This window comes from Variovorax boronicumulans (assembly GCF_030812215.1).
Classification (GTDB): domain Bacteria; phylum Pseudomonadota; class Gammaproteobacteria; order Burkholderiales; family Burkholderiaceae_C; genus Variovorax; species Variovorax boronicumulans_C.
The window spans coordinates 58,831-67,011 of the sequence record NZ_JAUSSG010000017.1 but is presented as its reverse complement, the minus strand read 5'-3'; the positions used below and the strand labels follow the sequence as shown (position 1 = coordinate 67,011).

Annotated in this window: 12 protein-coding genes; 6 read left to right on the top strand and 6 right to left on the bottom strand. The window is 65.3% G+C overall.

The window, feature by feature from the left end:
* Window positions 1-346: 346 nt before the first annotated feature.
* From J2W23_RS30640 to J2W23_RS30630, 3 genes are all read left to right on the top strand, one after another.
* The gene (locus J2W23_RS30640) at window positions 347-628 is read left to right on the top strand and encodes a DUF427 domain-containing protein (protein ID WP_176656256.1); all 282 of its coding nucleotides are present in this window, start codon (window positions 347-349) and stop codon (window positions 626-628) included.
* Window positions 625-1,380, top strand: a complete 756-nt coding sequence (locus tag J2W23_RS30635) for a 2OG-Fe dioxygenase family protein (protein ID WP_176656257.1) — start codon at window positions 625-627, stop codon at window positions 1,378-1,380. The genes J2W23_RS30640 and J2W23_RS30635 overlap by 4 nt, the downstream gene beginning before the upstream one ends.
* Before the next feature lie 128 nt (window positions 1,381-1,508).
* The gene (locus tag J2W23_RS30630; RefSeq protein WP_013542598.1) at window positions 1,509-1,949 is read left to right on the top strand and encodes a universal stress protein; all 441 of its coding nucleotides are present in this window, start codon (window positions 1,509-1,511) and stop codon (window positions 1,947-1,949) included.
* Here the strand turns inward: J2W23_RS30630 and J2W23_RS30625 are convergent.
* Window positions 1,936-2,598 (bottom strand): RluA family pseudouridine synthase, encoded by a 663-nt coding sequence (locus J2W23_RS30625; RefSeq protein WP_307651402.1) that lies wholly within the window; start codon window positions 2,596-2,598, stop codon window positions 1,936-1,938. The two genes, J2W23_RS30630 and J2W23_RS30625, sit on opposite strands and share 14 nt — an antisense overlap.
* Window positions 2,599-2,711: 113 nt before the next feature.
* On the opposite strand from J2W23_RS30625, the gene J2W23_RS30620 reads away from it, so the two are divergent.
* Window positions 2,712-3,998, top strand: a complete 1,287-nt coding sequence (locus J2W23_RS30620; RefSeq protein WP_307651401.1) for an MFS transporter — start codon at window positions 2,712-2,714, stop codon at window positions 3,996-3,998.
* 4 nt (window positions 3,999-4,002) lie between these two features.
* Here the strand turns inward: J2W23_RS30620 and J2W23_RS30615 are convergent, their stop codons facing one another.
* The 3 genes from J2W23_RS30615 to J2W23_RS30605 are packed head-to-tail and all read right to left on the bottom strand — an operon-like array spanning window position 4,003 to window position 4,741.
* Window positions 4,003-4,290: a 2Fe-2S iron-sulfur cluster-binding protein gene (locus J2W23_RS30615; RefSeq protein WP_307651400.1), complete on the bottom strand. Its 288-nt coding sequence runs from the start codon at window positions 4,288-4,290 to the stop codon at window positions 4,003-4,005.
* A complete protein-coding gene (locus J2W23_RS30610) occupies window positions 4,287-4,595 on the bottom strand; it encodes a VF530 family protein (RefSeq protein ID WP_307651399.1) in 309 nt (102 codons plus the stop codon). The genes J2W23_RS30615 and J2W23_RS30610 overlap by 4 nt, the downstream gene beginning before the upstream one ends.
* Complete coding sequence (locus J2W23_RS30605; protein WP_013542593.1) at window positions 4,592-4,741, bottom strand: hypothetical protein; 150 nt, start codon at window positions 4,739-4,741, stop codon at window positions 4,592-4,594. The genes J2W23_RS30610 and J2W23_RS30605 overlap by 4 nt, the downstream gene beginning before the upstream one ends.
* Before the next feature lie 85 nt (window positions 4,742-4,826).
* Here J2W23_RS30605 and J2W23_RS30600 point away from each other — a divergent pair, with 85 nt between their 5' ends.
* The gene (locus J2W23_RS30600) at window positions 4,827-5,345 is read left to right on the top strand and encodes a GNAT family N-acetyltransferase (protein WP_307651398.1); all 519 of its coding nucleotides are present in this window, start codon (window positions 4,827-4,829) and stop codon (window positions 5,343-5,345) included.
* Window positions 5,346-5,421: 76 nt separating this feature from the next.
* A complete protein-coding gene (locus tag J2W23_RS30595) occupies window positions 5,422-6,330 on the top strand; it encodes a DUF808 domain-containing protein (protein WP_176656262.1) in 909 nt (302 codons plus the stop codon).
* A gap of 59 nt (window positions 6,331-6,389) precedes the next feature.
* Here J2W23_RS30595 and J2W23_RS30590 read toward each other — a convergent pair whose 3' ends face one another.
* Window positions 6,390-6,602: a hypothetical protein gene (locus J2W23_RS30590; RefSeq protein ID WP_176656263.1), complete on the bottom strand. Its 213-nt coding sequence runs from the start codon at window positions 6,600-6,602 to the stop codon at window positions 6,390-6,392.
* Between the two features lie 33 nt (window positions 6,603-6,635).
* On the bottom strand, window positions 6,636-8,162 hold the full coding sequence (locus J2W23_RS30585) for a PPC domain-containing protein (RefSeq protein ID WP_307651397.1): 1,527 nt from the start codon (window positions 8,160-8,162) through the stop codon (window positions 6,636-6,638).
* Window positions 8,163-8,181 lie beyond the last annotated feature (19 nt).

Below are 8,181 nucleotides of genomic sequence, written 5' to 3'. Positions count from 1 at the left end.
GAGGAGCGCAGCGTTTCGCGGATCAGGGCTCGCCCTTGTTTGAGCGAAGCGAGTTTGGGCGAGACCCCGCGAAACGCGAGCACCGCAGGTTGCCCGCAGCGAAGCGGAGGGACGCAGACAGCAGGGTCGCCTTTTCTTTGGCTACTTTCTTTTGGCGAAGCAAAAGAAAGTAGCTCGCCCGCCGGGGCGAGACCCGGCCTCGGAAAAAAACCACCTCAATAACGTTCATACAACCAACCGAAAATCACCCGCACCAAGCAACGGCACAATACATAAGCCCCGTGCGCCAGCGATCAGGCCACCGCAACGGCCAGCGCCCCGCACAACTCCCTCGGAGATCAAGTTCATGAAAGCAACCTGGAACGGCGTCACCATCGCCGAAAGCGACGACACCGTGCTCGTCGAAGGCAACCACTATTTCCCGATGAGTTCGCTCAACCGCGATCACGTCACCTTCAGCAACCACAAGACCACCTGCCCCTGGAAGGGCACCGCAAGCTACTACTCGCTGCTGGTCGACGGCGAGCTCCACACCGACGCCGCCTGGTACTACGCCGACCCGAAGCCCGAAGCCGAGGAAATTCGCGACCGCGTCGCGTTCTGGAAGGACGTGAAGGTCAGCGCGTGACCACCGCCGCCTTCACGCCTCCCTTCATCGATCCCGCCGAACTGCCCGCCGCGCTGCGCGAGCAGGGCTACGCGGTGCTGAGCCCCCAAGGCGTCAGCGACTGGCTCGGCGCACCGCTCGCGCAACTCGAGGCACTGCACGCGGACTGGAACAACCTTCCACCCGACGACTACCTGAAGGACGGCGGCCGCTACCGCACGCGCCGCCATGCATGCTTCACCGTCGAGGCCGGCGACAACGCCACGCTCGAACAGGTGCCGCATCGCGCGCACTGGCAGCCGGTCGAATACAACGCGCTGCACGGCGGCATGCAGCGCTGGTTTGCGCCGATGCTGGCCGAGACCATCGTGCAGCCAGTGTGGCAACGCCTGCTGCAGCGCCTGGGCACCGCCGCGAGCGACATGCGCGGTGCGCCGCAGAAATGGTTCGTCGAGGCGCATCAGTTCCGCATCGACACCGCGGGCGGCATCGGCCGTCCGACCCCCGAGGGCGCGCACCGCGACGGCGTCGACCTGGTGGCCGTCGCGTTGGTCGGTCGTCAAGGCATCAAGGGCGGCGAGACGCGCGTGTTCGAGGCCAACGGCCGTCGCGGCGAGCGCTTCACCATGACCGAGCCCTGGACGCTGCTCCTGCTCGACGACGCACGCGTCATTCACGAATCGACGCCGATCCAGCCACTCGAAGAGGGCGGTGCGGGTTGGCGCGATACGCTCGTGATCACCTGCCGATCGCAAGGTTTCCAGGGCGATTGAAGTCCTTTGGCGGCACTTGCGGGTGTCGCTGGCACGAGTCCTACAGCCACCCACCGGTGTAGCGGTTAAATTCGGGACCCGGTTCGACTTCGAGCCGTGTCTGTCTGCGAACGAAAGCGAGGTCCGCCATGTTCAATCACATCCTGGTTCCCATCGACGGTTCTGAAACTTCCATGCTCGCCGTCAGCAAGGCCAGTGGCCTCGCACTGGCTTTCGGAAGCCGCATCACGCTGATTCACGTGATCGACAACTACCCCTTCATCGGCGTGGGCGCGGACTATGCGCTCGGCCAGAACGAATACCTTGCCGCCGCCACCGCCAGCGCAAATGCGGCCCTCGCACGCGGCGTTGCGGCCCTCGCGGCCGAAGGCCTGCACAGCGACCAGCGCGTGATCGACGGCCACGTGGTGCACGAAGGCATCGTCGACACGGCCATCGCCATCGCGGCCGACCTGATCGTGATGGGCTCGCACGGCCGCAGCGGCATCGAGAAACTGCTGCTGGGCAGCGTCACGCAGCGCGTGCTGCAGGACGCGACGATGCCCGTGCTCGTGGTCAAGGGCGGCTGAGCGAAAAGCCCGAAGGACTCTCGAAGCGAAGGGCCTGCTGCGTCGCCGGATGCACGAAGGCCAGCTCGCTCGCATGCAGCATCAGCCGCGGCGCACGCGACTGCACCACGGCATCGCCATACAGCGCATCGCCAAGAATGGGATGACCGATCGACAGCAGGTGCACGCGCAGCTGGTGCGAGCGGCCTGTCTCCGGTTCGAGCAGCACATGGGTCGCGCTGAAATCTCCCTGCACCGATGACGCGAGCGCACGCCAGCGCGTGAGGCTGGGCTTGCCCGCCGGATCGGTCTTCTGCAGGGGCCTTCGCGGCCAGTCGGCCATCAGCGGCGCATCGATGACCGACCAGTCTTCGCGCTCGGGCATCGCGCCATCGACGATGGCTTCGTAGCGCTTGTGCACCTGCCGCTCCGCAAAGGCGGCGCTCAACGCGCGCTGCATGTCGAGGCTACGCGCCATCACCACGAGGCCGCTGGTCGCCATGTCGAGCCGGTGGACGATCAATGCATCGGGCCATTGACGCATCGCGCGTGCGCTCAGGCAGTCCTGCTTGTCGTCGCCGCGCCCGGGCACGCAGAGCAGGCCCGCGGGCTTGTCGAGCACCAGCAGGTGGGCGCCTTCGTGGATGGGGGTCAGCGGCGGCGCAGTCATGGAGAAAGCGAGTGTAGAGAGGGGGAGGGCGCGCACGGCCGGGCATTGCGCCTTGTGCGCCTCGTGCGCTTTGCTAACGGCCGGCTCACGGCGCCTCGGCTATCCTCGACGCAATGTCCGGCCCCGCTCCCGCCTCCGCTTCCTCCCCCCAGCCCAGCTTTTCCGACCTGACGCGCGAGCGCCCCTTCATGCACCTGTGGACGGCGCGGCTCTTCGGCACCGCCGCCTCGCAGATGCTGCTGGTGGCCATCGGCTGGCACATGTATGAGCTCACCAACAGCGCCTGGGACCTCGGCCTCGTCGGGCTTTACCAGTTCGTTCCCGCGCTGCTGCTGGCGCTCCTGGCCGGCCACATCGTCGACCGCCACCACCGCGGCCGCATCGTGGCGGCGTGCTTCGCGGTGCAGGGGCTGGTGGGGCTGGTGCTGCTGCTGGCCGTGCTGGAAAAGCAGGACACGCGCGGCCTGCTGCTCGGGCTCTCGCTGGTGCTCGGTGCGGTGCGCGCCTTCCAGATGCCGGCGCAGCAGGCGCTCACGCCGCTGCTGGTGCCGCCCTCGATGCTCGCGCGTGCCATGGCCTTCAGTTCGGCCGGCATGCAGGGCGCGATCATCGGCGGGCCGGCGCTCGGCGGGTTGCTGTTCGTGGCGGGCATGTCGGTGGTGTACGGCGCAAGCGTGGCGTTCTTCGCCATCGCCTGCGTGCTCGTGCTGCGGCTGCGCTATGCCTACACGCCGGCCGCTCGCGAGCCGGTCACGCTGGCCACGGTGTTCGCTGGCGTCGATTTCATCTGGAAGCGCAAGCCCGTGCTCGGCGCCGTCTCGCTCGACCTGTTCGCGGTGCTGCTGGGCGGCGCGGTGGCGCTGCTGCCGATCTATGCGAAGGACATCCTGCACACCGGCCCCTGGGGACTCGGCCTCTTGCGCGCCGCGCCCGCCGTGGGAGCGCTGGTGATGTCGATTGCCCTCACGCGGCGGCCGGTCGAGCGGCACGTGGGCCGCACGCTGCTGCTGGCCATCGGGCTCTTCGGCCTGTGCATGGTGGTGTTCGGCATCTCCAGGAGCTTCATCGTCTCGCTGATCGCGCTCGCGGTGTCGGGCGGGGCGGACATGGTCAACGTGGTGATCCGCCAGACGCTGGTGCAGCTGGAGACGCCCGATGCCATGCGCGGGCGGGTGAGCGCGGTCAACTCGATCTTCATCGGCGCGAGCAACCAGCTCGGCGAGTTCGAATCGGGCGCCACGGCGGCGCTGCTCGGGCCCGTGGGGTCGGTGGTGGTGGGCGGCGTGGGAACGATGCTGGTGGCGCTGACGTGGTTCAAGCTGTTCCCGTCGCTGGCCCAGCGCGATCGGCTGGTGGTGGCGGTGCCTGCCGGCGCCAGGCCGGTCGGGCCGCCCCCCTAGTCCTCTAGTCCTGAAAGACCGAAAAGGCTTTCGGCGCGTCGAGCGTGAGGTCGTCCAGCGCCTCGGCCACGCAGGGCAGGATCCAGCCCTCGTCCTTTTCGTCGATGCTCAGGCCGGGCCATTCGATGATGTGGCGCACGTGGCCCGACACCAGTTGGCAGATGCAGGTGCGGCAGGTGCCGTTTCTGCAGGAACTCGGCAGTTCGATGCCGGCCGCCTCGGCCGCCTTCAGGAGCGTGGTGCCCGGTTCGGTCTCAAAGTCGAGGCCCGAGGGCGCGAGTCGGACCTTCATTCCCGAGGGGGCTGCTGTTGTTGCTGCTGCTCGCGGCGCTGCTCGCGCAGCATGAAGAGGTAAAGGCTCTCGACCTTCTCGCGCGCCCACGGCGTCTTGCGCAGGAACTTGAGGCTGGAGCCCACGCTCGGGTCGATCTGGAAACAGCGGATGGGAACGAGTTCGCCGAGCTGTTCCCAGCCGTACCAGTCGGCCAGCGAGGTGACGATGGCCTCCAGCGTGAGCCCGTGCAGCGGGTTGCGGGGCTGGGCCGGCTTGGCCGGAGCCGGGTCCGCAGGGGGCCCGGCCGGTGCCTCGTCGGTCACTTGTTCTTGAGCTTGCCGCGCGGAATCACCGCCGTGGTGATCGTGCGGACCGGCTCGATGCCGCCGGTGCCCACGGGCTTGGGCGGCGAGGTGTCCTTCTTCGGTTTCTTGGCTTCCTTGGTGCTGCGTTGCTGACTCTTTGCCATGACTTTCTCCAGTTGATGCTGCGAATACAGCGGGCAGTTTAGCGGTGCGGCGACAATAGCCGGTTCCATCCGATTTCCTGCATTCATGTCCGATTACGAAGTTCGCCCCGCCACGATGCGCGACGCCAAGGCCGTCGCCGAAGTCCATGCCCTGGCCGCCAAGGCCGCCTACGAAGGCATCCTCCCCGAAGAAGAGTTGCGTACGCTGGCCCCGGCCACGCGCGAAGCCAAGTGGCGCGAAGCCATCGAATTCAGCGAACCCCAGGTGCAGGTGGCCACGCTCGATGGCGAAATCGTCGGCTTTGTCGGCTTCGACCGCTCGCGCGACCCCAAGACGCCGTCCACCACGGGCGAGATCTGGGCCATCTACGTCAAGCCCGAGCACTGGGGCAAGGGCGTGGGCGTCGCCCTCTGGGACGCGGCGCGCGAAGGCCTCGAGGAAGAGGGCTGCACCACGGTCACCATCTGGGTGCCCATTCGCAACGACCGCGCCATGCGCTTTCACGAACTCGCCGGCTTCAAGCGCGAAATGAAGACGGCCAAGACCACGCTGCTGGGCACCGTGCGCATCGAGGAAATCCGCCTCAAGCGCAGCGTTTCCTGACCCCGTACGGTTATTGCGCGTGCGTACATCCGCTACGGATAAGCTCGCCGCTTCTTTTCCAGACTGACCTTTTCACATGGCCACCAGCCTGCTCCTGCTGCTCGACGACATCGCAACCGTCCTGGACGACGTGTCGATCCTCACCAAAGTCGCCGCCAAGAAGACGGCGGGCGTGCTCGGCGACGACCTCGCGCTCAATGCGCAGCAAGTCTCCGGCGTCAAGGCCGAGCGCGAGATTCCGGTGGTCTGGGCGGTCTGCAAGGGCTCGTTCATCAACAAGGCCATCCTGGTGCCCGCGGCGCTGGCCATCGGCACTTGGCTGCCCTGGCTGGTCACGCCGCTCCTGATGATCGGCGGCGCTTTTCTCTGCTTCGAGGGCGCCGAAAAGCTCGCGCACAAGTTCCTGCACAAGAAGGAACACGAAGCCGATACCCAACGCCACGAGAAAGCCGTGGCCGACGAGGCGGTCGATGTGGTGGCGATCGAGAAGGACAAGATCAAGGGCGCGGTGCGCACCGACTTCATCCTCTCGGCCGAAATCATCGCGATCACGCTGGGCACCGTGCAGGGCCAGCCGTTCACCACGCAGCTGAGCGTGCTGGTCGGCATCGCGCTGATCATGACCATCGGCGTGTACGGCCTTGTGGCCGGCATCGTGAAGCTCGACGACGCGGGCCTCTACCTGAGCCAGCGCGCGAGCGCTGCGTCCCGCGCGCTGGGCCGCGGCATCCTCGCCACGGCGCCCTGGCTCATGAAGGCGCTGTCGGTCGCCGGCACCGCCGCCATGTTCCTCGTGGGCGGCGGCATCCTGGTGCACGGCGTGCCCGCCTTCGGCCATGCCGTCGAAGACTGGGCCACGGCCACGGGCGGTGTGTTCGGCACGCTGGGCTCGATGGGCGTGAACGCTGTCGTGGGTCTTGTCGCCGGCGCGATCGTGCTGGCGGTCGTGGAGCTCGTCGGCAAATTGCGCGGCAAGAAGGCCTGAGTTGCTGCGGCAAGCGCGCGCCTCTCAGTGAAACCCGCCGCAAGGCGGGTTTTTCTTTTTCAGGAGCGCGGCTTGTTGCGCTGGAACAGCCCGACGCCGACCAGCGCGATGCCCAGCACCAGCGCGAACCAGCCGACGATGTAGGCGCCCGCCACCATCTCGAACCAGCGTGTGCCCTGCAGGAAGCGGGGCGCCAGCAAGACGGCGGCGCCGATCACGAGGCAGAGGATGCCGCGTTCGAGCGTGCGGAGTTGTCGTTGGGGTTTGGGCATGGCGCGAGAGTGTAGGCCGTGGCCGCCCCCGCCTCAGGGGTAGTAGTAGCCGGCGGTCAGTCCGACCGACGCGTACGGGCTTCGTCCGTGGATCGCGATGTAGACGTCGCCGGGCGGCGGATTGCTGATCCCGACGGATTCGTTGCTGCCGTTGACGTAAGGACGGTGGTCCCAGGCTGTCAACGAGGGAAGTCCGCCGAAGCGGACGTACATGTCGCCATCACCGCCGCCGACGGGGCCGGTCATGTCGATGTTCAACTGCCTGATGCCCGAGGGGACGGTGAGCCTGTAATAGCGCCAGCTGTCGGCGTCGCCTGTCAGGCCTTGGGCGGGCTGCTTGTTCAGGAGTTGCGTGATCGGCGGCCGGGTGTCCATCTTGAAGGTGCGCACCATGACGTCCCATCCGGTCTCGGAGCCGCCGGTGTATGAGCCGCTGGTCCATGCCACTGCAAAATTGCCCACCGGATCCATTGCCATGCGCGGGCGGGATGCAAATTGAATCTGGGGCGGGTCGACTCGCAATTCGTCGGTAATTGGCGTTCCATTGCTGTGGAATTGTCTTGCCGCCAATGTAGAGCTGCGGGGACCTCCGATCACGCCAAGCGATGCAATCCATGAAACGACAAAATCGCCATTCTCTGCAATTGCCACGGTGGTTTCCGGGTAGAAATCGATGAGGCGTTGATTGACTCGCGTGCTTCCGGTGGGATTGCCATTTTCGTCGAATGAACGGGCATATACGATATAGGTGTAATCCAGCTCATTGGGAAATGACTTGTACCATGCGACGACGGATTTGCCTCCGGGCTCCATGGCAATATTCGCGGATGATCCTCCTGACTCGGCGGCGGTAATTACCGGAGTCAGCGCAGCACCTGCGCGGCTGAAGCGTTGCATCACAACGTTGGCCGGTGCCGAAGGGCCGGATTGGCTCGTCCATAACAATGCAATATTTCCTGCATTGTCCGTGGCAATTGAATTGGGGCCGGAAATTGTATCCACGGGACCCGTTGCAACGATGATTTCGGGAGCAATGGGAATTCCGCCGGCAGTGAATCTCCTGATTGCAAGATTTCGAGGAACATTGAATACGTTGGGGTACGTATAGGCCACGGTCATATGGCCATCGGTATCCATGCTGGCAACCGCATTCAATGTGTCCGGGGTCGGGCTGAAATTGGACAGAAGATTTCCATTTCTGTCATAAGCCATGACCATTCCGGATGTTCCGGTTTGACCTGCCAGAACGAAATTGCCGGTGCGTCCAACGGATAATTTTGCATACGTTGGCGGAAGCTGGATTGGATGCTTCGTTAAAAAAGGAATTCCCGACGACCTTATTCTTTGGGCGTAGGTGGTATTTGCCGCGGCATCTCTCCAGATCAGGAGTTTTTCTCCGTTGAATCCCGCGGCGAACAAACCGGGGGTTTGATTGCCGGCTCTTTCGGTATTCACCATGACGGGATCGCCGAGCGGCGCAGCCTGCCCCGCAGGGGCAAAGGTCAGTCCCGACAGGCAGGCCAATGACAGCCAAAGTCGCTTCTGCAAGGTATGGGGCATGGATTCCTTCTTCCCGGTT

What these genes read in the sequence shown, in the direction of transcription:
- J2W23_RS30605 (WP_013542593.1), bottom strand. Translation starts at nt 4,741, where the DNA reads ATGGCAAAGAGTCAGCAACGCAGCACCAAGGAAGCCAAGAAACCGAAG.
- J2W23_RS30615 (WP_307651400.1), bottom strand. Translation starts at nt 4,290, where the DNA reads ATGAAGGTCCGACTCGCGCCCTCGGGCCTCGACTTTGAGACCGAACCG.
- J2W23_RS30600 (WP_307651398.1), top strand. Translation starts at nt 4,827, where the DNA reads ATGTCCGATTACGAAGTTCGCCCCGCCACGATGCGCGACGCCAAGGCC.
- J2W23_RS30590 (WP_176656263.1), bottom strand. Translation starts at nt 6,602, where the DNA reads ATGCCCAAACCCCAACGACAACTCCGCACGCTCGAACGCGGCATCCTC.
- J2W23_RS30595 (WP_176656262.1), top strand. Translation starts at nt 5,422, where the DNA reads ATGGCCACCAGCCTGCTCCTGCTGCTCGACGACATCGCAACCGTCCTG.
- J2W23_RS30630 (WP_013542598.1), top strand. Translation starts at nt 1,509, where the DNA reads ATGTTCAATCACATCCTGGTTCCCATCGACGGTTCTGAAACTTCCATG.
- J2W23_RS30640 (WP_176656256.1), top strand. Translation starts at nt 347, where the DNA reads ATGAAAGCAACCTGGAACGGCGTCACCATCGCCGAAAGCGACGACACC.
- J2W23_RS30625 (WP_307651402.1), bottom strand. Translation starts at nt 2,598, where the DNA reads ATGACTGCGCCGCCGCTGACCCCCATCCACGAAGGCGCCCACCTGCTG.
- J2W23_RS30585 (WP_307651397.1), bottom strand. Translation starts at nt 8,162, where the DNA reads ATGCCCCATACCTTGCAGAAGCGACTTTGGCTGTCATTGGCCTGCCTG.
- J2W23_RS30620 (WP_307651401.1), top strand. Translation starts at nt 2,712, where the DNA reads ATGTCCGGCCCCGCTCCCGCCTCCGCTTCCTCCCCCCAGCCCAGCTTT.